Origin of the sequence: Biomaibacter acetigenes (assembly GCF_003691585.1) — a bacterium.
In the GTDB taxonomy this organism is placed as follows: domain Bacteria; phylum Bacillota; class Thermosediminibacteria; order Thermosediminibacterales; family Tepidanaerobacteraceae; genus Biomaibacter; species Biomaibacter acetigenes.
Genome location: NZ_CP033169.1, coordinates 735,734 through 756,850, shown reverse-complemented (window position 1 = coordinate 756,850; position 21,117 = coordinate 735,734). Strand labels below are relative to the sequence as shown.

General features: G+C 45.1%; 20 protein-coding genes. 5 read left to right on the top strand and 15 right to left on the bottom strand.

All coding sequences use genetic code 11. The features are described from left to right. Nucleotides 1-117: 117 nt before the first annotated feature. From D2962_RS03700 to D2962_RS03690, 3 genes are all read right to left on the bottom strand, one after another. Nucleotides 118-303, bottom strand: a complete 186-nt coding sequence (locus tag D2962_RS03700; RefSeq protein WP_122014181.1) for a hypothetical protein — start codon at nucleotides 301-303, stop codon at nucleotides 118-120. Beyond that, complete coding sequence (locus D2962_RS03695) at nucleotides 300-635, bottom strand: hypothetical protein (protein ID WP_120765387.1); 336 nt, start codon at nucleotides 633-635, stop codon at nucleotides 300-302. The genes D2962_RS03700 and D2962_RS03695 overlap by 4 nt, the downstream gene beginning before the upstream one ends. Before the next feature lie 406 nt (nucleotides 636-1,041). After that, nucleotides 1,042-2,232, bottom strand: a complete 1,191-nt coding sequence (locus D2962_RS03690) for a S8 family peptidase (protein ID WP_120765388.1) — start codon at nucleotides 2,230-2,232, stop codon at nucleotides 1,042-1,044. Nucleotides 2,233-2,341: 109 nt separating this feature from the next. Between D2962_RS03690 and D2962_RS03685 the strand changes: the two genes are divergently transcribed. Beyond that, complete coding sequence (locus tag D2962_RS03685) at nucleotides 2,342-2,758, top strand: hypothetical protein (RefSeq protein WP_120765389.1); 417 nt, start codon at nucleotides 2,342-2,344, stop codon at nucleotides 2,756-2,758. Nucleotides 2,759-3,058: 300 nt separating this feature from the next. On the opposite strand, the gene D2962_RS03680 is transcribed toward D2962_RS03685, so the two are convergent. Continuing rightward, the gene (locus tag D2962_RS03680) at nucleotides 3,059-3,331 is read right to left on the bottom strand and encodes an SHOCT domain-containing protein (RefSeq protein WP_222927667.1); all 273 of its coding nucleotides are present in this window, start codon (nucleotides 3,329-3,331) and stop codon (nucleotides 3,059-3,061) included. A gap of 142 nt (nucleotides 3,332-3,473) precedes the next feature. Here D2962_RS03680 and D2962_RS03675 point away from each other — a divergent pair, with 142 nt between their 5' ends. Next, complete coding sequence (locus tag D2962_RS03675) at nucleotides 3,474-4,217, top strand: pseudouridine synthase (RefSeq protein WP_122014180.1); 744 nt, start codon at nucleotides 3,474-3,476, stop codon at nucleotides 4,215-4,217. 71 nt (nucleotides 4,218-4,288) lie between these two features. Here the strand turns inward: D2962_RS03675 and D2962_RS03670 are convergent, their stop codons facing one another. Next, nucleotides 4,289-5,668, bottom strand: a complete 1,380-nt coding sequence (locus tag D2962_RS03670; RefSeq protein ID WP_122014179.1) for an FMN-binding protein — start codon at nucleotides 5,666-5,668, stop codon at nucleotides 4,289-4,291. A 142-nt stretch (nucleotides 5,669-5,810) separates the two neighbouring features. On the opposite strand from D2962_RS03670, the gene ychF reads away from it, so the two are divergent. Beyond that, nucleotides 5,811-6,905 carry a redox-regulated ATPase YchF gene (gene ychF / locus D2962_RS03665; RefSeq protein ID WP_122014178.1) on the top strand — a complete coding sequence of 365 codons (1,095 nt, stop codon included), beginning with the start codon at nucleotides 5,811-5,813 and terminating at the stop codon, nucleotides 6,903-6,905. A gap of 70 nt (nucleotides 6,906-6,975) precedes the next feature. Here the strand turns inward: ychF and D2962_RS03660 are convergent, their stop codons facing one another. The 7 genes from D2962_RS03660 to D2962_RS03625 form a co-directional block, all read right to left on the bottom strand. Then, nucleotides 6,976-7,098: a MetS family NSS transporter small subunit gene (locus D2962_RS03660; RefSeq protein ID WP_222927666.1), complete on the bottom strand. Its 123-nt coding sequence runs from the start codon at nucleotides 7,096-7,098 to the stop codon at nucleotides 6,976-6,978. Further along, entirely contained in the window at nucleotides 7,095-8,624 is a 1,530-nt protein-coding gene (locus D2962_RS03655; RefSeq protein ID WP_122014177.1) for a sodium-dependent transporter, read from the bottom strand. The genes D2962_RS03660 and D2962_RS03655 overlap by 4 nt, the downstream gene beginning before the upstream one ends. A 51-nt stretch (nucleotides 8,625-8,675) precedes the next feature. Beyond that, a complete protein-coding gene (locus D2962_RS03650) occupies nucleotides 8,676-10,064 on the bottom strand; it encodes a tryptophanase (protein ID WP_120765395.1) in 1,389 nt (462 codons plus the stop codon). Nucleotides 10,065-10,394: 330 nt separating this feature from the next. After that, nucleotides 10,395-11,759: a sigma-54 interaction domain-containing protein gene (locus D2962_RS03640; RefSeq protein ID WP_120765396.1), complete on the bottom strand. Its 1,365-nt coding sequence runs from the start codon at nucleotides 11,757-11,759 to the stop codon at nucleotides 10,395-10,397. Between the two features lie 151 nt (nucleotides 11,760-11,910). Next, nucleotides 11,911-12,657 carry a metallophosphoesterase family protein gene (locus D2962_RS03635; RefSeq protein ID WP_122014175.1) on the bottom strand — a complete coding sequence of 249 codons (747 nt, stop codon included), beginning with the start codon at nucleotides 12,655-12,657 and terminating at the stop codon, nucleotides 11,911-11,913. Between the two features lie 20 nt (nucleotides 12,658-12,677). Continuing rightward, nucleotides 12,678-13,697, bottom strand: a complete 1,020-nt coding sequence (locus tag D2962_RS03630; protein ID WP_122014174.1) for an alpha-hydroxy-acid oxidizing protein — start codon at nucleotides 13,695-13,697, stop codon at nucleotides 12,678-12,680. Nucleotides 13,698-13,792: 95 nt separating this feature from the next. After that, nucleotides 13,793-14,722, bottom strand: a complete 930-nt coding sequence (locus tag D2962_RS03625; RefSeq protein ID WP_120765399.1) for a DMT family transporter — start codon at nucleotides 14,720-14,722, stop codon at nucleotides 13,793-13,795. Between the two features lie 244 nt (nucleotides 14,723-14,966). Here D2962_RS03625 and D2962_RS03620 point away from each other — a divergent pair, with 244 nt between their 5' ends. Both D2962_RS03620 and D2962_RS03615 read left to right on the top strand, forming a co-directional pair. Further along, nucleotides 14,967-16,106, top strand: a complete 1,140-nt coding sequence (locus D2962_RS03620; protein ID WP_162991087.1) for a coiled-coil domain-containing protein — start codon at nucleotides 14,967-14,969, stop codon at nucleotides 16,104-16,106. Nucleotides 16,107-16,231: 125 nt separating this feature from the next. Continuing rightward, nucleotides 16,232-17,209 (top strand): LysM peptidoglycan-binding domain-containing protein, encoded by a 978-nt coding sequence (locus tag D2962_RS03615; RefSeq protein ID WP_120765401.1) that lies wholly within the window; start codon nucleotides 16,232-16,234, stop codon nucleotides 17,207-17,209. Nucleotides 17,210-17,283: 74 nt separating this feature from the next. Here the strand turns inward: D2962_RS03615 and lplA are convergent, their stop codons facing one another. The 3 genes from lplA to gcvPA all read right to left on the bottom strand — a co-directional run bounded on the left by lplA (nucleotide 17,284) and on the right by gcvPA (nucleotide 21,114). Beyond that, a complete protein-coding gene (lplA, locus tag D2962_RS03610; protein WP_122014172.1) occupies nucleotides 17,284-18,273 on the bottom strand; it encodes a lipoate--protein ligase in 990 nt (329 codons plus the stop codon). Between the two features lie 66 nt (nucleotides 18,274-18,339). Then, nucleotides 18,340-19,782 carry an aminomethyl-transferring glycine dehydrogenase subunit GcvPB gene (gcvPB, locus tag D2962_RS03605; protein WP_122014171.1) on the bottom strand — a complete coding sequence of 481 codons (1,443 nt, stop codon included), beginning with the start codon at nucleotides 19,780-19,782 and terminating at the stop codon, nucleotides 18,340-18,342. Continuing rightward, nucleotides 19,783-21,114, bottom strand: a complete 1,332-nt coding sequence (gene gcvPA / locus D2962_RS03600) for an aminomethyl-transferring glycine dehydrogenase subunit GcvPA (protein ID WP_122014170.1) — start codon at nucleotides 21,112-21,114, stop codon at nucleotides 19,783-19,785. Nucleotides 21,115-21,117: the final 3 nt, after the last annotated feature.

The window sequence follows — 21,117 nt, the reverse complement described above, 5'->3', positions numbered from 1 at the left end:
TTCGATCATTTTTTTTTAGTTTATCCAGCACAATTCGCACCAATGCAGAAGATTTTTGTTTCAATCGGTACAAATATGTAAAGCTCCGGAATGTCCGGAGCTTATACTAGCTTGAGTTTAAGGCCTGAATGTCGTATCGATGAATAAATCTAAGATTGCCGCAGTAAACAAGAGCGATACTCCTATAATTGAGATTATATCGCCGATTATGATCAATCTTCTTTTTCTATCTTGCTGCTGCGGTTTTATTTCTGGGTTTTGAATACCGGCATTGCTTTTTTCATCATCAACGACTATAGTCACTTTTCAATACATCCTCCCCCTTTTTGCCAGGAATTTAACAAATTCTTAATATCATCGGGCATAGGACCTGCCGGGATGGATTGGGATACTTCTAAAACCAGGTTTGCCAGGTATTTTTTCATTTCCGGTGAAAAGCTTTCGGTCAAGTTTTTTACCATTTGCGCCGCATTTTCTGCATTTAATTCTTCTTTTATTCCCGCATCCTTCATGATTTCTTTCATCGCGTCAGGATTATCCGGTGTCATCCCGAACTTTGTAAAGATTTCGCCAAGTTTATCAGGAGTGTTAGCAGATTTGATGATCTCCTCTTTCAATTCTTCAAATTTGTTCATGTTTTGAACCTCCCTCAAAATTTAATATCGCTTCTACATAATATGCGGGTGTTTGAAAAAGTTGCTTTATTACTTATTTCTGTCTTCGATAATAAAATATTCAAAGGCATATTTTTAGGTGATATTATGTTTTTGAAAAAGTAGATATAAAAAGTTCACAGTGTCACCAAAAAAGAAAATAGCATATTATATAGCAGGGCTAAACAAAAAGCCTTAAAAAATGAAAGGAGGAGCTAAGTATGACTCAAACTGTATTCTGGATTTGGCTTATAATTTTCCTCATTATCCTGATCCCCATAATCATAATCTTCTTCCCGCTGCTTGGCAAATCTGAAAAAGCTTAATAACAAGTATCAAAAAAAGAAATTAGAGAGTCCTGGAAATCCAGGGCTCTCTAATTTGGTTTTTAAAATTGCTGGTTTTCGGAACTTCTCTTAGAACTCTTTATACTTGCTGTCGCTTTTGACACATTCACCAGACCCGCTCCCTGTTTGTTTTTGGGAAGGCCAAGGTCTATTGCAGTGCTCATCAATACTTCCTTTACTTTTGCCGGACTCATATTTGATTTTGCCAAAATCAGAGCGCAAGCTGCTGTAACATGGGGCGATGCCATAGAGGTCCCACTCATGGATTTGTATCCGCCATCTTTATAAGTGGAAGGAATGCCTGCTCCCGGGGCTATGACATCCACTTCAGGACCTCCGCTGGAAAACCATGCGGCCTTATTGCCGGAATTGGATGCCGCCACTGCTATGACTTCCGGATATTTGGCAGGATACATCACCGAATCGTCGCCGCCGGAATTCCCTGCAGCGGCTACCAGCACGATGTTTTGCCGGTACGCTTCTTTTATAGCTCTTTCAAGAGCCATGCTGTTGTTAGTAAATCCAAAACTCATATTTACTACCTGGACCTTTTTTTCTATACACCAGTTCAGGGCATCTATCACATTGGATATATTGCCCCTGCCGCTTTTATTAAATGCCTTTACAGGATATAAGTCTACCTTTGGAGCAACACCGACAACCCCTATATCATTGTCAAGGGCTGCTATGGTTCCGGCCACATGGCTTCCATGGCCGTTGTCATCAATTATATTTTTACAATCCAGTACGCCGCAGACTTCTTTTACATTATCCTTCAAGTCCGGGTGATTGAGATCTACGCCTGTATCGATTATACCAACCCTGACCCCTTCTCCTCTTATATCTTTCCAGACGGGAGGAGCTCCTATCTTCTGGACGCCCCAGGGTATTTCCTGACTCGATTTTTTGATATCCATGGATAGGAAAGGTACCACCTGAACCTCTCCTTCCAGATCGTCCTCTATGAACTCGACCGTGGGGTCCATGGCCAAACTTTTAATAGAAGATTCCCCGCTATCCACTTCACATAAGCATGCATTGGCCAGCGGAAGGAATTTCTTTATCTTGATACCGTAACTTTCTATTACTTCCTGACTCTTTCTCAAGGTTAAACCCTGCTTAAACCCCACTATTTTATATTTCGCCGCAGTATTTAACTCATTTAGAAGATGAGCCCCCACAGCGCCCAACATAAGATTTAGACAATAAGGTATGACCAGTAATGGCAGCATTTTCTTGCCCCCTCCTTTATTTTCTGATATTAAAATATTCAAAGGGGCAAGAATTGGTGATATTGCATATTATACATTAGATTTAAATTAGAGCGAAAGGAGGTCTCTTATGACAAAAGAAGAACTGCAAAAAGCCCTGCAGGAGGTTGAAGAACAGAGGAATCAATTAAAAGAGGAATTAAATAAATTGGAAGGTACGGATGAAACCGCCGGGGACGGTGTTGTCACCATGGCCACCGTTGCAAAAAAAGCACTGCATGACGCCGTTGCTTCAGGAAATTTAAAAAATATACTGGACAAAGTATCCAGTTCCATTGATTTTGCAAAGACTGCAGTTACAAGTTTTTCTCAGATAGTTGAAAAAGCCCAAGCAAAAATGGATGGAAAAATAGAGGAGATAACCATTCAGGGCGGTATGACGGTTATGAGCAATATGTGGATGCCGATGGTCCTTGGCCTCATACAGACTCAGGAATTCCAGCATATTATGGCAAATATGCTGGTCAAGATAATAAAAGATGCTTAGAGGTGTCACCAAAAATCAAACGTGCATATTATATAGCAGGGCTGAATGAAGCCCTAAAAATGAAAGGAGGAGCTCCATATGACCCAAACCATATTCTGGATCTGGCTTATAATTTTCCTCATTATCCTGATCCCCATAATCATAATCTTTTTCCCGCTGCTCGGCACAAAGTAAGTTGGGATATCAGGTCAACCTGTGATGCATGCGCAGGTTGACCTATACTACTCATAAATTATTGAATTTAATTTATTTGTCCGGCATTAGCTGCCGGTTTTTTTATAACTTCATAGCAAAATTGCCCTAATTATCTTTTAGGTCTTCTCTCATTCTGTCATACTGGTCCTTTGTGATTTCACCCGCCGCATAGCGCCTCTTAAGGATATCCAGCGGAGTTTCCCGAAAAGCGTCATCCCGGTTTACCGGACCTGCGGATGAAGCAAGGCTTCTAATAAGCCTTATTATTAAATAAAAGACCCCCGCCAGTACCACAAGCCAGATAAACATATACACATACATAAAAATACCGTAATATCCTCCCATGTGGCCCCATCCGGGCCCCCACCAATACATCATTTGCCATCTCCTTTAACAATTATATTGTCAGTAATGTGATAATAGCGGTATAATTTATTATACATTATAATCATTTTCTTTAATATTTTCACCATGAAAAATACAAAATATGTTTTGAAGATTTTTTGATAGGAGTGTTATCGTGGAAAAACAAAAGAGTGAGCGCCTGGATAAAATTTTGAGCATGTGCGGTTTCGGTACCAGAAAAGATGTAAAAAAACTGATAAAACAGGGAGCCGTTACTGTAAACGGCAACACCGTCAATGATGCGGGAGAAAAGGTCTATCCCCTCATCGACAATATCCGCATCTTTGGAGAGGATCTGGATTATAAAAGTCATATATACATAATGATGAACAAACCAGCCGGGGTAGTTTCCTCCACCAGAGAAGAAGAGGACACCACCATAATTGACCTTCTGGAAGGAGAATATTCCCACAGGAACCTTTTTCCGGTGGGGAGATTGGACAGGGATACCGAAGGTCTAATTCTCCTTACCGACGACGGTCAGTTGGCACACCGCCTGCTCTCGCCAAAAAACAAGGTAGAAAAGATTTACTATGTGGAAGTCAGAGGAAAATTAAATGAAGATGATGTGGCAGCCTTTGCCGGTGGTATACCTCTGGAAGATTTCACTGCACTACCAGCAAAGCTAGAAATTCTGGAAGCCGGGAAATTTTCAAGAGTGCTGGTGAAAATACATGAAGGAAAATTCCACCAGGTGAAGCGCATGATGAAAGCCCGGGGTAAGGAAGTGGTATATCTAAAGCGCCTTTCCATAGGCCCTTTGAAGCTGGACGAAAACCTCGAACCGGGAGAATGGCGTGAGCTGACGGATTCGGAAATAGAGGGATTGCAAAACATTGTTTTTGATTCAAAACAATAATCGGATGTGGTATAAAAAGTCGCCTTACTGAGGCAGAGGACTTAGTTTTTACACTTAAACTAGATTTCCCATTACCTTAAAGTTGCGCTTTCCAGGGCTTTTTTTACCGCTTCCTTATATTTCTCCGAGCTGTGGGTGGCGCCGGTAACTACATCCACCTGATAGGAATTGGACCTCACAAACTTTGCAGGAAGTTCGGCATGAGCCCTTTTCGAGGGCTCATATGGGTAGTTTTCAAAGTCCTTCAACTGGCCCTTTTCATCGACATCTTTTAATGTAACATCCTGAATCTTATCATCCTGGAGTTTCACAATGGCAACACAGTAACCATGTTTATCGGTGGTGGATTTAGCCTGGAAAACCCCATTAAAATATTTCTGCTGGCTTTTATGCCATGATGCCTTTGCAAGTGCCCTTTCTACAGCCTGAGAGTAATGAGTGCTGCTGTGGGTGGCCCCCGTAACGGCGTCCACCCGGGGCGACTGAGCTGAAATAAACGCCCAGGGCAGTTCCCGGTTGGCATTTACGGAAGGTTCATATCTATACGTAAAAAAATTCTTCTCTGTCGAAAGCTCATCGTATTCTCTCAGTTTCACATCGACAATCATACCATTTTCCACAGTCACCGCGGCTTCAGAATATCCCTGGTTGTCAGCATCGGAAACCGCAGTGTAGGTGCCATCTATCAAATCCGGCAATTCCTTAATTATCCTTGCCTTAGCCATAGCATTGGCCACTGCTTCCCTGTATTTTTCGGTACTGTGAGTGGCACCGGTAAAATTGTCTATATCCGGCGAATTTTTCTTTACAAATTGTCCGGGAATTTCCCTGTAAGCTTTTCTGGAAGGCTCGTAAGGATATGTGTTAAAGTCCTTCAACTCGCCCTTTTCATTTACTTCTTTTATCTCGACACCGTTAATTTTATCATTCTGTATTTTTACAAGGGCAATTCCATAACCATGGTTGTCGGCTTTGGACCTCCCTTGAAAAGTGCCGTTAAAATAAATATTAGTTGATTTTTGTTTTCTAGCACTGGAAAGAGCCCGTTCCACCGCCTGCCTGTAGCGCATAGAACTGGCGGTAGCGCCGCTGATGCCATCTACCTGGGAATTACCGGCTGTTATAAACTTCCGGGGAAGCTGCTGGTGGGCTTTAACCGAGGGTTTATATTCATAGGTGGAAAAATCTTTTTCAATAGAAAGTTCCGTAAATTCCTTTAATATTACATTCATGATTTTATCATTTTCAATAGTTACAATAGCCATGCTATATCCGTGATCGGAGGCATCGGAATACCCGATGAAATTGCCGTTATTATATACCGCACCTTCCGGGGGCTGCTGCAGTTCAGGCAATACGGCGGTGGTTTTTGTTTTGGTTGGCAGTAAACTGCAGCCGGTAATAACAATCGAGATTATAATTAAAATTGTGGCGATTCTCCATTTCCACATATCCGCATTCCTCTCCCCATATTTTTATTGTATTATTTTTCTTTATAAATTACAAGCATCGTATCCGCTTGTTTACATCATGAAACCTGACTGGTATAATAAAAGCCGTGGAAATACTTTATGTTTGAAGGGAAGATAAGAAATGCAGATAGGAATTGTGGGGCTGCCCAATGTGGGTAAAAGCACCCTGTTTAATGCTATAACAAAAGCCGGGGCCGAGTGTGCCAACTACCCCTTTTGCACCATAGAGCCCAATGTGGGTGTGGTGGCGGTGCCTGACGAAAGGCTGGACAGACTGGCGGAAATGGAACATCCCCAAAAGGTGACCCCCGCCACCATAGAGTTCGTGGATATAGCTGGCCTTGTAAAAGGTGCCAGCCGCGGTGAAGGCCTTGGCAACAAATTTCTTTCGCATATCCGTGAAGTGGATGCCATCGCCCATGTGGTCCGATGTTTCGAGGATTCAAATGTAGTCCATGTGGAAGGGAAAGTTGATCCCATAAGGGATATTGAAACCATTAACCTGGAGCTAATATTCTCCGATTTAGAGGTGCTGGAACGGCGGATAGATCGGGTGAAAAAACAATCAAAATCCGGAGAAAAGCAATATTTACAGGAGCTTTCGGTGCTGGAACGTCTGAAGGAAGGCCTGGAACAGAACAAGCCGGCCCGGGTTCAGGAATTTTCCGAAGGAGAGCAGGAAATAGTAAAACAGGTTTTTCTGCTTACCTCCAAGCCTGTAATATATGTTGCCAACATTTCGGAAGATGATTTAATCTCTGAAACGGAAAACGATTATGTCAAAAAAGTAAGGGAATATGCCGCCGCAGAGGGTTCAGAAGTGATCCCTATTTGTGCCAGGATTGAAGCTGAGCTGGCTGAACTTCCTGATGATGAGAAAAAGGAGCTGCTGGCCGAATATGGCCTTGAAGAACCGGGATTAAACAGGCTTATAAAGGCCGGTTACCGGCTTCTGGGCCTCATTACTTTTCTAACGGCAGGCCCCAAGGAGGTCCGGGCCTGGACCATAAAGCAGGGGACCAAAGCCCCTCAGGCTGCAGGTAAAATCCACAGCGACTTTGAGCGGGGATTTATCCGGGCTGAGGTGGTAGCTTACGATGACCTTATAGCCTGCGGCAGCCAGCAGGCAGTGCGGGAAAAGGGCTTGCTGAGGTCCGAAGGCAAGGATTATGTGATGAAAGATGGGGATGTGGTGGTGTTCAGGTTTAATGTATGAGAAAATGAAATTCGAAAAAAGACGGTTCATAGAAGATGAACCGTCTTAATATTTTTTGCAGGGGAACACACTATTTATTTTGTACCCTTTTGATGGCTATAGTTATAAATGTGGCAAGACCGCCGTATAGCAGTACCAGACCGAATATGAGCATCACAATGGCTCCGGGTTCCATTCCTGTATAGTTCATCATTTGCTCACCGCCCTGTCTTCGATTCTATCAAGGCTTATATGCGGATTGGTCCAGGGCCTGCCGGATAGGTACAGGGCCACAAGAAGCATGCCCACCGCCACCGTCCATCCCAGGCCAATAATTGCGCTCATGGGGTAACCGGCATAGGGAGCCTTGAACTCGTTTATAAGATTCTGGATGAACATGTAACCCAGCATCAGCGGAGTGAGGTATTTCACGCAATAATCAAGCCACCAGCCGATCTTGAAATCCGAATACAGGTTGGCATGTTCTTTAATTTTTCCTGTGCCGTACACGTATCCAAGAACTATGGCTTCTATTAAGCCCAGAAGGGCTATACCGTAGCTCGATACAAAATGGTCAACGATATCCAGTATGTGTACACCTGCGCCGGTAGCAATAAACATGCTGCCGATGAATCCGCCGATGGAAATCCTCTTTATTATCTCTTCCCGGCTTATATCATACTTGTCAAGAGCTGCCGTAGCAAAGGATTCCAGCATGGAAATACTAGACGAAATACCCGCTATAAACAGGCTGAAGAAGAACATTATTCCAAATATATTCTGTAAGATCTTTGGCATGGGCAGCATGCTGATGGCCTTGGGGAAAGCCACAAAAGCGACTCCGGCACCATTGGCAGCTACTTTGTCAAAGAGGACATTGGATGCCACCGCCGCATATCCCAGGATGCTGAAAACCGCCAGGCCCGCCAGGAAATCAAAGCTGGAGTTGGAAAACACTGTAATGAAGGAGTTGTTGACTATATCGGATTTTTCAGGCAGGTAACTGGCGTAGGCTATCATGACGCCCACCGCCAGGGTTGTGGAGAAAAACACCTGGCCGTATGCGGCGATCCAGACCTGTGGATCCATGATTTTTGAAAAGTCCGGTTTTAAAAACCAGTTGAGGCCGTAAGTGGCTCCGGGTAGGGTAAGACCTCTAATGGTTATAATTACCATGAGCACCGCCAGAAGCGGGGTCATGATTCTACAGGCTTTTTCAATGCCGCCGGATATACCGTTTTTTGTGATGAAATAATTGAGCAGCCATACAACTATTACTCCCAGAGCAATAGTCCAGCGGAATCCTCCCAGGTCCCATGGGCCGCTGGAGACGCCCAGGAACTTGCCGCCGAAGAAAGCGTTGGGGTCGGCTCCCCAGGCTTGAGTAAAGGAAAATATAAGGTAGTTCAAACTCCATGCAATGATAGTGGAATAATAGCACATGACAATAAGTGGTACCATGGTTTGCCACCAACCTATAAATTCCCACTTTCTCCCAAGCTTCGCAAAGGAAAGGGTAGCTCCTCCCTTCATCCTGTGGCCGAAGGAAAACTCCATGATCATCAGGGGAACACCGGCTGTCAAAAGAGCAAAGAAGTACGGGATAAGAAATGCCCCGCCGCCGTTTTTATAGGCCATAAACGGGAAACGCCAGAAATTTCCCAGACCCACGGCAGCACCCACGGTGGAGAAGATAAATCCTGCTCTTGATTTCCACTGGTCCCTTTCTAAATTTTCCATAAATGCACCACCTTTCTTAAAATTAGGTTTGATGTTTGAAGTTCGATAATGTTATTCCACCGGTTCCAGCCGTGCGGTAAAGTGACGGAGGATGGGAGGTTCATAGGTAAAGCGCAATCCTTTAATGCTGTCTCTCCTGGCATATACCCTCTTCACCGCTTCCGCCACCACATCCATGTGGCTATTGGTATAGACCCGGCGCGGAATGGTTAATCTCACAAAGTCCAGAGCAGGCAGTATTTCTTTCTTTGTGACGGGGTCCCTGCCCGCCAGAAGAGTTCCGACTTCCACTGCCCGGATGCCAGCCTCAATATACAGTTCCACGCATATGGTATGGGATGGGAACTGCTCCTGGGGCACATGGGGAAGGAACTTTTTACCGTCGATAAACACCGCGTGGCCGCCAGTGGGATATTGAATGGGAATTCCCGCTTCTCGGAGCTTGTCTCCCAGGTATTTTACCTGATTTATGCGCCAGGAAAGATAATCTTCACTCAGCACTTCCTCAAGGCCCCGGGCCATGGCTTCCATGTCGCGGCCTGCGAGACCGCCGTAAGTCACAAAGCCTTCCATGGGTATGAGCATGGTCTTAACCTTTGTAAAAAGTTCCACGTCATCCTTTATTGCAATCAAGCCGCCGATATTTACCAGGGCGTCCTTCTTGGCCGACATGGTAAAACCGTCGCCGTAGGAAAACATCTCTCTTACGATTTCCTTTATGCTTTTGTTTTCATATCCCTTTTCCCGCTGTTTCACAAAATATGCGTTTTCAGCAAAGCGGGCGGCGTCAAAGAAGAGATACAGGCCGTATTTGTCGGCCATTTTTCTCACTTCTTTGATATTTTCCATGGATACGGGCTGCCCTCCTGCGCTGTTGCAGGTGACGGTGGCCAGGATGAAGGCAATGTTCTCGGGGCCTTTTTCTTCTATAAAACTTTTTAACGCTTCTATATCAAAATTACCCTTGAAGGGATGGTAGTTTCCTACATCCTCCGCTTCCCTGGTGACCAGGTTCACAGCAATGCCTTCCGAAAGCTCGATGTGGGCTTTGGTGGTATCAAAATGCATGTTTCCCACCACATATTGGCCTTTTTTCACCAGAACGGGGAACAGCACCTTTTCCGCACCGCGCCCCTGATGGGTCGGTACCACATAGTTGTAACCAAAGATGTCTTTTACCACTTCTACCAGGTGGATGTAATTCTTGCTGCCCGCATAGGATTCGTCTCCCAGCATCATGCCGGCCCACTGATTGTCGCTCATGGCCGAAGTACCGCTGTCGGTCAGTAAATCAATATATACATCTTCCGCATTTAGTAAAAAAGGATTATATCCGGCCTCCTTTATGAGCCTTATCCTCTCCTCCTTCGTCCTGATTTTCAGCGGCTCCACCATCTTGATTTTATATGGTTCTGCCATTTTGGTTAAATCATCCAGCATGTCAATTACCTCCTGTTTTCCTGACCCTTTTTTTAATTGGCAACTATGATGAAATTTCAATAGGGCCAAATAATATTATCTGTTTAAAATATCATGCAATTGACATGCCAGTATTATGTCGAAAATTTTAATTACCGCAAGACCGCTGCCATTCCGGTTTTTAACCTTTTGATAAATGGCGGCGAAATCTTTGCATGTTTAAAACTGTATCTTTTTTATACACTTTATTATCAATATGTGTCATTTATAGACGTTTATTCATTGACCATCCCGACTAAATTATTGAAAATCAAAAAAATCTATAACCATAATATTTCCCGGAGTTTTGTTTCATCTTGAGACACCTTTTCCGGTCGACTCATCCAGCATCCTGTAAAGGGTTGCCCTGGAAATACCAAGGACTTCGGCGGCCCTGGTCTTATTGCTAAAAACCGCAAGAGTTTTTTCAAGCAATGTTTTTTCTACTTCCTTCAAAGTGGGCCATCTTCCCTCGGTCTCAACATAAAAACCCCGGGCACCGGTATGGGCGCTTAAAATATCCGGCAGGTCATCAGTGTCAATATTTCCATCCTCATCCATAACCATGCTTTTTTCCAGGATATTTTCCAGTTCTCTGATATTGCCCGGGAAATCATAATTCATCAGGGCTTTCATAGCCCCCGGCGAAATCTTGGGACATGCAGCCTTTAATTGTCCCGACAGCTTATCCAGCAGGAATCTAACATATAGCGGGATATCCTCTTTCCTTTCCCGAAGTGGAGGAAGGCTTATCTGAATAACATTTAAACGGTAATAAAGGTCTTCCCTGAAGGTCTTTTCCGCCACCATTTTCTCCAGAGGTTTGTTGGTGGCTGCCATTACCCTGACATCAAGTTTTATCTTGTCGATGCCGCCCAACCGCCGAATTTCCTTATCCTGTAAAACCCTTAGAAGTTTCACCTGCAGGGAAAGGGACATGTCTCCTATCTCATCCAAAAAAATAGTACCGCCATTGGCCAGTTCGAAAATTCCTGCTTTACCCCTGTTTCCTGCCCCCGTGAAAGCCCCGGGCTCGTATCCGAAGAGCTCGCTTTCCAGAAGAGTTTCAGGGATGGCACCGCAGTTTACGGCCACAAAGGGTTTATCCTTGCGGGGGCCCGCATTATGAATAAATCGTGCCATAACTTCCTTTCCTGTGCCACTTTCTCCTGTAATGAGCACATTGGAATTTACTCCGGCAGCTTTTTGGGCGATATAAATGACTTTTTGCATCATGGGATTCTTACCAACTATAAACTGCCCATCCCCCAAAAAGGTGGAAAGCTGTTTGGAAAGTTTATCTATCTGCTCCTGGGCCTTTTTCAACTTTATGTTTAGATTTTCCACCTCGGTAATATCCAGAAATACCGATATGCTGCCTATGATTTCAGCCCCGTCATATATAGGTACAATATTGGAAATGACATATTTATCCCTTACCCTGGTCCTGGTCCCCAGCTTTTCCCTGCCGGTCTCAATGACTTCTATAAGAGAAGACTCGGGAACCACATCTTTGACATACCTGCCCAGAATCTTCTTATTATCAAGACCAGTGATCCTCTCATTGGCATCATTGACATAGACCACTCGGCCTTCTCTGTCGGCAATGACTATACCCTCATGTACATGTCTCAAGATTATTTCAATAGCCGAAATCATTTTTTCCAGTCTGTGCATAAAATCCCTCCCCCGCTTTTGTTGAAACTACCGCAAAACATGTTTGTTTTAGATTAATAATTCTATAAATGGCGGTCAATTCCTTTTGTAAGATATTGCGATCAAATGGTAAAATTACTATAAATAGAAAGGACCGGCATATACCGGTCAATCAAAAGTCGGGGTTTATTCCCCGGATATAATCGGCAAAGTGGTGGGGAAGGCCGGCTTCCTCTATGGCCTCAGCACTCTTTTCAAAATTATACGGTACCAGCATGAGCTTAAACAAAATGTCATCTTTGTTGATGTCCGCATAGATCCACATGGCATCATTGCTGAAACGCTTCACAACCCGTGCATGGGGCTTGGGTTTGCCAACAGTGCCGACATTGACGAGAAATTTGTCTTTGTATCTTCTCACATAGGGGATGTGGGTATGGCCGCAGAAGATGATGTCGGCCCCGGTTTCTTCAAATAATCTAGCCACTTCCGCCTGTGGCAATTTCTCATGAAGATATTCGTTGAGGGCCCGGTGGCTGCCGTGTATTACCAGCACCTTTCTGCCTTCAATCTCAAATTCGAGTTTGCGGGGTAACTGTTTGAGTATCTGTTTGTTTTCGGAAGTTATTTTCTGCCTGGTCCAGAGCAGAGATTTTTCACCCCGCCGGGCCTCTTCTTCATTTTTAAAATCACAACCGCAGAGCAGCCGGTCAAACCCCACACCATCATCATAGTTTCCCATTACGGTGGATATGTCCTTTTCAAATATAAGTTTTACTACTTCATTGGGGTGGGCACCGTATCCCACCAGGTCACCACAGCAGATGGCAGTATCCACAGAAAATTTCTCAATGTCGGATAACACCGCTTCCAGAGCGTATAAATTGGAATGGATGTCGGAAAAAAGGGCAAGTTTCATATATTATCCCCTTTCAGTAGCTAATTCCTGTATATCACCCGATCCGTTATTTCTTCCAGATTACTGCATCCCGTAAGTATCATGGCCTGTTTCAGTTCACCGGCCATGGTATCCAGTACCAGCCTGACTCCTTCTGAACCTCCGCCGAAGGCCCCGATGATGATAGGCCTTCCCACCAGCACCGCGTCGGCCCCCAGAGCCAGGTACTTCAATACATCCACACCGGAGCGGACGCCACCATCGGCAAAAATGGTTATTTTGCCTTTAACCGTATTTGCAATGGCTGGCAATACTTCGGCCACACCCGGGGTATAGTCCAGTATGCGCCCGCCGTGGTTTGAAACCACTATGGCCCTGGCTCCGGCTTCTACGGCCAGTTTTGCCTCATCCACGGTCATGATACCCTTGAGTATAAAAGGAAGTTTTGTATGTGATATTATGTCTTTTAGTTCTTTCACGTTTTTCGGCCCCACCGGCTGGCCCATCAGCGCCATGGTTACAAGGCCAGCGCCATCCACATCCATGCCCACGGCTACAGCCCCTATATCCTGGGCGCGCTTTACCATTTCAATGACCTTATGGTTTTCCCTCGGCTTGATGACGGCGATGCCATGACCCCCCTCTTTTTCAATGGCAGAAAGGCCGGAGCTGTAAAACACGGGGTTTCCGCCATCCCCGCACATACCCATGGTCCCTGCCTGCTTACTACCGGAAATTACCATATGAATAAATTCCGCCTCGGGCACGGCGCCGCCCATATTGTATTCCGAGCCGGTAATGGGCGCTGCCAGGATGGGCATGGAGAGTTTTCTCCCAAAAATCTCGCAGGATATGTCGGGACTCTTGGCATCGTGAAAAGTCCTTAAATTTAGTTTTACATCGGCCAGAGCCTGAACGTTCGCCTTAAAAGAAGCTCCTGTGCCCGTACCTCCCATGCCCGGAACCTCCCCGGCGCACACCACTCCATCACATACTCTACATACCCGGCAGTAGCCTTTCATCTTTTCCCGGGCATTTTTCTTTAATTCTTGCATATTCAAAAAAATCATCTCCCGCTTCTCAAGTTTAATATTTACTTTCTACAATACCCATAAAAATCCTTCTATATGGATAAACTTTGGAAAGTCCTTAAACATCATTTAAGCCGGTCAGAAGATACCAGCTCTCCTTTATGACGGAACTTCTCCCCGCTTCGGGAAGCCGTATACACCCCCGCCAGGACCGCCGCTCCACCCAGAAGAGTATAAATATTTCCCGGCTCTTTCAGGAACAATATACCTATGGCCACCGCAAAGAGTGGATTAATATAATTGAATACGGCTGTGCGGGAAGCGCCCAGGACCTTTACCCCCCGGTACCACATGAAATATCCGTAAACGGAACATGTGACTGCAAGGTAAAGAGCCGCTCCCCATGTAATGGGCCCTATTGTTCTCACGGAATTTACAAAGGTCGGAGTGAAGGCCAGAGGGAGCATGGTGATGGTGCCGTAGATATTGATATATGCCATGACCATAAAGGGGTCGTACTTTTCCACCAGTTTTTTCCCCAGCACGGTAAAAAGCGCCCAGGCCACGGAATTGGAAAGGATCAAAAGATCGCCTGCCATCGTGTCTTTGCCCAGGGACATACCGGTGGAACCGGCAAATATCAGGAAAATGCCGGAAAAGGCCAGGATAGCTCCAACAATTTTATTTAAAGTGAGGCTTTCCTGATGAAATACCAGAGATGAAAATATTATGGTAAAGATGGGGCTTATGGCTATGATTATAGCCGTATTTACAGTGGTGGTCAATTTAAGACCCGTATACTGGATATAAAAGTAGGATGAAACCCCCAGAACTCCAAGAAACCAGAGAAGCGGCCGGTCCTTTTTTTCTATGGAGTTATTTCTGTAAAACATTATGAGCAGGGAATAAAAGATGATGGATGCCAGTGAAAAACGAAGAATCGCCAGATGCATGGGTAGAAGTTGCCTTAAGCCTATTTTCGACACGGAAAAAGATGTTCCCCAGAAAAAAGCCACTGCCAGCAGACCAAGGTAAGTTTTTACCGACTGATTCAAATTAACACCTCCGCCTTTTCATTATACAGCTTTCATAATGTAATGTTCAACAAGATGTTTTAACAACTGTATTAAAGGATATTTTTGTTTTCCGTAGAATATTTTAACTTAAGGAGGCTGTCCGTTTCAGCATCGATTTTTACATAATGATTCAGGTGTAGACAGTCGTTTCTACACCATAATAATGATTCTGACATAGAAATCAATATAAATTATAAATAAATATGCTGAAACGACGAACATCATGACGATTTTCCGCAAGATATTGAGAAAAATAATGCCCGTATTGGTTTTCATGTTAACACTATCAAATCCCCTTGTTTTAAACAGCGTGTCAGGTATACCAAATACCTTTATAAATACCGCCAATCCTCCAGGCAATTCAACAACTCAGGTAAAAAGCACCGAGCAAAAACTAATAGAAGAAATCCTGGCGCTGGACTCCCGGGTGCTGGCCCTTCAAAACCGGGTGAATGAGCTTTCAGCCCAGAACAATGAACTTAAAAAAAGCCTTTCCCAAAAGCGCAAGGAATTATCCAGGCTGGACCGGGATGTCAGGGACCGGCAAAAAAGGCTCTCCCGGTGGATAGTTTTTAGCTTTAAGGGGGGGATGGGCAATTTTCTGGGTGTCCTGGTGGGTGCAGAAGATATGGGAGATTTTTTCCGCCGCCTCGACAACATCATATTCATTATGGAATACTATAATAATATGATTGTTGAGACCAAATCCCTTATCTCTCGCCGAAAACAGGAGGAATTGGAAATAATGGAAAAACAAAACCGGATTCAAGAGCTGGAACAGCAGGCAAAAAAAGCCCTTGAGGAACTTAAGGCGACCATAGCCGAAAAGCAGAGGGAACTCGCCCATGCACGAATGCTGCTAAAGGATACATCTTTTCTCGAGGAAATGAGCGAGAACTGGCAGGAAGCGCTGCCTTCTCTGGATTACCTGCTTAAAAACCTTACTGCACTTCCATGGACAAGTATAAGTCCCGATGACCTGAAGGTGAACTGGTTCACCCTTACGGCGCGGGCGGAATTTAAAGATACCAGCCTTACACAAAAACTGCTTTCAAAAGATGAAAAACTCAAAAATGTCTACTTTACCTTTCACCGGGAAGGCCTGACAGTATCGGAAAAGAAGCCCGAAAGCAGCGTGCCGCTCTATTCGATAACATGCAGCCTTGAGTTGACGGAAGAACAGAAGATAAAATTTACCCCAAAGAGCCTGGAATTTAATGGCGTGATACTGCCCCCGGAAGTAATTAAGGAACTGATGAAGGATTATAATATGGAGTTTACACCTCCCCCGTTGCCTCAAGATTTGAAGATAGCTTCCATTTCCACTGAAGAAGGAAAACTTATAATGTATCTGAAACGATAGCGGTCCAAGTGGCCTTGTATCAGCTTGTGAAGTTTTTTACCAGCATTTTCATTGGTGGAATTTACTTGATGAAATAGGGCCTGGGTTTATAGTATAATGGACCCAGGGAAAGGAGATGATGGTTAATGCAACTATTCAAAAAACTGAATATCGCAGCATTTGCAGTCACATTTTTTCTCCTTTTGGGAGGGACGGCCCAGGCCCAGGTTTATACCGTTCAGCCCGGCGACACGCTTTTTCTCCTGAGCAAGAGCACCGGAGTCCCGATGGAAAAAATTGTTTCGGCCAATACGTTGGCCAATGACCAGATCTTAGCCGGACAGGTTCTGCTATTACCGGAGAAATACATAGTAAAATCAGGAGATACCCTTTATCTCATAAGTCGCCGCTACGGTATAGATTTGCAGGAGTTGAAAAGTTTAAACGGCCTCTCTTCCGATGAGATTTTTGTGGGACAGGCCCTCTACATCCCGCAGAAAAGTCCGTATCGGAGAATAACGGTGCAAAAAGGAGACACTCTTTTCTTGATTTCCAGGGCTTACGGAGTGACGGTGCAGGATTTGAAAGACCTTAACGGGCTTATCGGGGATGATATTTACCCCGGTATGAGGCTTCTGATTCCGCATAGTGCTCAGGTCCCTGCCACCGCTCCCGAGCGTTCCGGAGAACTTCCTTCAAGAGGATATATCGACAGGGATGCCTATGTAAAATCCAGCTCAGGCATATACTACACCGCCGAAGACCGGATGGTTCTGGCAAAGCTCATCCATGCAGAAGCCGAAGGGGAGCCTTATGACGGCAAGGTAGCAGTAGGGGCTGTAGTGGTAAACCGCGTGAAAAGCCCGGATTTCCCGAATACCATCAAGGATGTGGTTTATCAGATCGATGAGCTGGGATTATACCAGTTTTCTCCGGTAGAGGAAGGGCGCCTGGACTATATCACACCAAACAAGGACTCCCTGAGTGCCGCCGATGACGCGCTGGCAGGGGTAGATCCCACCGGTGGAGCATTGTATTTCTTCAATCCTGCTAAAATTTCCAACAAATGGCTTTTGTCAAAACCTGTGTTATATAAAATAGGAAACCACGTATTCACAAAATAAATAGACAAAAAGGCCGCATCATGCGGCCAAAATTTTTGTTTAAATATATAAACCTGATGATGTTGATCTATAGCCTATAATATCAAATTTAACAGGTCATGAAGGCAGATCTTACCGAAATATTCTTCCAGGTTAACTTTTGAAAGGGCCTTTTTTATGTCTTCTTCCCGATAGCGGCACCCTGTTAAAAGATTTTCCACTTCAGCCACATCCCTCATGCTCAAAAAATCGCCGTAAAATTTTATGGCAGTGATCATTCCATCTTTTACGTTAAGTTTGACTTCCACCTCACCGGCATCGAAACGCTGGGATTTTGTGAGATCAAATTCCGGTGAATATCCAATGTTCCATTCCCAGGTGGAATACTTATCCTCTCTTAACCTGTTTATGTTTTCCAGATCCTGTGCTGTTAATTGATATTCTCTAAAGGGCTGGTCTTCTACCTCGAAGATGTATTTTGCCAGCAGTTCTTTAAATTCCTTTACGCTGATATCCTGTTTCAAATATTCTTTTATGTTTGTCACCCGGCTTTTAACGGATTTTACGCCTTTGGAGGATATCTTGTCTATTTTCACATTTAGAGCCTCCGAAAGCCTTGTAACATCAGAGTCAAAAAGAAGGGTTCCGTGGTGGAGCAGTCTCTTTTTGTAAAGGTATTGGGCATTACCGGAGATTTTCTTTCCATCGATAGTAATATCGTTTCTGCCTGTAAACTCAGATTTAACTCCAAATCTGTCCAGTGCCCTCACCACAGCCCGGGCAAACCTCTCAATGCTGTTGAAATCCTCTGGCCGGTAATTTACTACAAAAGTAAAATTTATATTGCCCAGGTCATGGTAAACCGCCCCGCCGCCGGAAAGCCTGCGAACCACGGCTATGCCATGCTCTTTGGTGTATTTTAGATTGACTTCCTCGATGGCGTTCTGATTTTTGCCGATAATAACAGCCGGCCGGTTCTGCCAGAGGATGAAGTATTCTTCACCGGGGTCAAGGAATTTTACTGTATGTTCTTCGAGGGCCATATTGAAATATGGATCATAGGATTCATTATTAATATATTGCATACTCCCTACCCTTTCTTGATTTGGTGTAGAACTTAAGTAGCTGCCGGAGATGGTCAGGAGCGCCGTTTAGTATTTAAGTTTCATCTCTCTCGCAGCTTTTACTTCATCCACCCGCTTCACCGGCATATGATGAGGTGTCTTTTGCATCAGATCGGGATTTTCTTGAGCTTCATCGTAAATCCTCTTCAAAGAAGCGGCAAAAGCATCCAGAGCTTCCTTACTTTCAGTTTCGGTGGGTTCTATCATCAAAGCCTCCTCCACAATGAGGGGGAAATATATGGTGGGCGGATGGAATCCATAATCCAGCAGGCGCTTGGCGATGTCAAGGGCTCTCACGCCGTATTTTTCCTTCCAGTTGCTGGCGCTCACCACGAATTCATGCTTGCATATGGCGTTTACAGGCACTTCAAATAAATCCTCTACTTGTTTTTTCAGGTAATTGGCGTTGAGTACCGCCATTTCACTGGCCTCTTTCAGGCCCCGGGCTCCGAGGCTTCTCACATACGTATAGGCCTTTAATACAACGCCGATGTTGCCGTAAAATGCCTTCATTCTGCCTATGGAATGGGGCAAATCGTAATTTAGGAAATACTTCTCCCCTTCCCTTTCGACAATGGGCTTTGGCAAAAAGTCCTTGAGAAATGCCTTCACACCCACCGGCCCTGCCCCCGGTCCGCCGCCTCCATGGGGAGTGGAAAAGGTCTTATGAAGATTTACATGAACCACGTCAAAGCCCATGTCACCGGGACGGGCGATGCCCATGATGGCATTGAGGTTTGCCCCATCGTAATACAGCAGGGCTCCCTTTTCATGCAAAATACGCGAAATTTCCGGTATGGCCTTTTCGAATAAACCCAGGGTATTGGGGTTTGTGAGCATAAGAGCGGCCACATCCTCATCTACAGCTTTTTTAAGTTCTGCAATGTCTACAAGGCCGTCTTTGCCGGACTTCACCTTTACTATCTCAAATCCGCTTTCCTTAGCGGTGGCGGGGTTGGTGCCGTGGGAAGAGTCGGGAACGATGATTTTGTTGCGCTTTTCCCCGGTTATTTCCAGGTATTTCTTGATAATAAGTATTCCGGTGAGCTCTCCATGCGCTCCAGCGGCTGGTTGCAGGGTGAAATAATCCATGCCGGTGATTTCACAGAGAAATTTCTGCATCTCGTACATGAACCTTAATGTCCCCTGGGCTAATTCTTCCGGGGCATAGGGATGAAGCTCCGTAAAATGGGGAAGTGCACTTATTTCCTCATTTATTTTGGGATTGTACTTCATGGTGCAGGAACCTAAAGGATAAAAGCCATCATCCACACCGAAATTCATTTTAGAAAGCTTTGTATAATGCCTTACCACATCCACTTCCGAAACCTCGGGCAGGTCCAGGTCCTGCCGCAGGAATTCTCCGCCCAGGGTTTCGGACAGGTCCACCCCGGGCACATCAGGGTCATCCAGCCTGAAGCCTTCCCTTCCGGGCAGGGACCGTTCGAAAATAAGAGGTGTCCCCTTCATCTATTTCACCCCCAGTGCTTTTAATAAAAAATCAATCTCATGCTTTGAGCGCTTTTCCGTAAAGGCCACCAGCAGGCGGTTCTCCTCTTCCGGGAAAAAGCGGGAAAGTCTTATTCCCGGCAGGATTTTTTGTTCCAGCGCCTCCCGGTATTTTTGCTCAAGGTTATCTACTTCCACCACTACTTCGTTGAAAACCCTGTGGTTGACTATGTGAGCCCTGCCGCTCTTTTTTACTTCATCAATAAAATACCTTGCTTTTATATGGGAATGATACGCCACATCTTTCAAGCCCTTTTTGCCGAGATAGGCCATATATATGGTGGCGGCCAGGGCATTTAATGCCTCGTTGGAACAAATATTCGACGTGGCTTTTTCGCGGCGAATATGCTGCTCCCGGGCTTGAAGGGTGAGAACAAAAGCCCTTTTACCTTCGGCATCCACTGTCTCGCCTACTATACGGCCCGGCATGCGGCGCACGTATTCGGATTTGGTCGCCATGAAGCCCAGGTACGGTCCGCCGAAATTCAGGGCATTGCCAAGAGGCTGGCCTTCCCCCACCACAATGTCGGCCCCGTATTCCCCCGGCGGCCTTAAAAGGCCAAGAGATATGGGATTTGCAACGACTATGAACATGACATTTTTTTCTTTTGCAATATCCCGGGCTCTCTTTACATCTTCCAGAACTCCAAAGAAATTGGGCATACTCACGACAATGGCAGCGGTACTGCCATCCACCATATCATCGATCTTATCCCAATCTGTCTCAAGAGATTCAGTATAAGGTACCACGGCTATATCTTTGTTATATCCAAAGCCATAGGTTCGTGCAGTCTCCACATATTCTGGGTGGACCGCCCCGGAAATCACCACCCTGTTCTTCCTCTTTATGTCACAGGCCATAAGTACAGCCTCCGCCAGGGAGCTGGCACCGTCGTATACCGATGCATTGACCACATCCATCCCGGTCAGATTTGCTATCATGGTCTGGTATTCAAATATGGCGGCCAGGGTCCCCTGACTTCTTTCGGGTTGATAGGGCGTGTAGGATGTGTAAAACTCCGAACGCCCCACCAGCGCCTTCACCACTGCCGGCACATAATGGTCATAGGCTCCGGCGCCCATAAAATTGATGTATTCGCCGGCTTTATTATCCCTGGCTAGATTTAAAATTTCTCTTTTTAGTTCAACTTCATTTAAAGACAGAGGTAGGTCCAGATCGCCTTTAAGCTTAACCTCTTCGGGAATGTCGGCAAAAAGCTCGTCGATTTCGCTTATCCCGAGAGTTTTCATCATCTCTTTAACCTGAAAAGGAGTGTGGCCGATATACCTCATGTT

Bases quoted from the DNA above. Each gene is read 5' to 3' on its own strand.
- D2962_RS03695 (WP_120765387.1), bottom strand. From the start codon at position 635: ATGAACAAATTTGAAGAATTGAAAGAGGAGATCATCAAATCTGCTAAC.
- D2962_RS03690 (WP_120765388.1), bottom strand. From the start codon at position 2,232: ATGCTGCCATTACTGGTCATACCTTATTGTCTAAATCTTATGTTGGGC.
- D2962_RS03685 (WP_120765389.1), top strand. From the start codon at position 2,342: ATGACAAAAGAAGAACTGCAAAAAGCCCTGCAGGAGGTTGAAGAACAG.
- D2962_RS03680 (WP_222927667.1), bottom strand. From the start codon at position 3,331: ATGATGTATTGGTGGGGGCCCGGATGGGGCCACATGGGAGGATATTAC.
- D2962_RS03670 (WP_122014179.1), bottom strand. From the start codon at position 5,668: ATGTGGAAATGGAGAATCGCCACAATTTTAATTATAATCTCGATTGTT.
- ychF (WP_122014178.1), top strand. From the start codon at position 5,811: ATGCAGATAGGAATTGTGGGGCTGCCCAATGTGGGTAAAAGCACCCTG.
- D2962_RS03660 (WP_222927666.1), bottom strand. From the start codon at position 7,098: ATGATGAACTATACAGGAATGGAACCCGGAGCCATTGTGATGCTCATA.
- D2962_RS03655 (WP_122014177.1), bottom strand. From the start codon at position 8,624: ATGGAAAATTTAGAAAGGGACCAGTGGAAATCAAGAGCAGGATTTATC.
- D2962_RS03650 (WP_120765395.1), bottom strand. From the start codon at position 10,064: ATGCTGGATGATTTAACCAAAATGGCAGAACCATATAAAATCAAGATG.
- D2962_RS03640 (WP_120765396.1), bottom strand. From the start codon at position 11,759: ATGCACAGACTGGAAAAAATGATTTCGGCTATTGAAATAATCTTGAGA.
- D2962_RS03635 (WP_122014175.1), bottom strand. From the start codon at position 12,657: ATGAAACTTGCCCTTTTTTCCGACATCCATTCCAATTTATACGCTCTG.
- D2962_RS03620 (WP_162991087.1), top strand. From the start codon at position 14,967: ATGACGATTTTCCGCAAGATATTGAGAAAAATAATGCCCGTATTGGTT.
- D2962_RS03615 (WP_120765401.1), top strand. From the start codon at position 16,232: ATGCAACTATTCAAAAAACTGAATATCGCAGCATTTGCAGTCACATTT.
- lplA (WP_122014172.1), bottom strand. From the start codon at position 18,273: ATGCAATATATTAATAATGAATCCTATGATCCATATTTCAATATGGCC.
- gcvPB (WP_122014171.1), bottom strand. From the start codon at position 19,782: ATGAAGGGGACACCTCTTATTTTCGAACGGTCCCTGCCCGGAAGGGAA.
- gcvPA (WP_122014170.1), bottom strand. From the start codon at position 21,114: ATGAGGTATATCGGCCACACTCCTTTTCAGGTTAAAGAGATGATGAAA.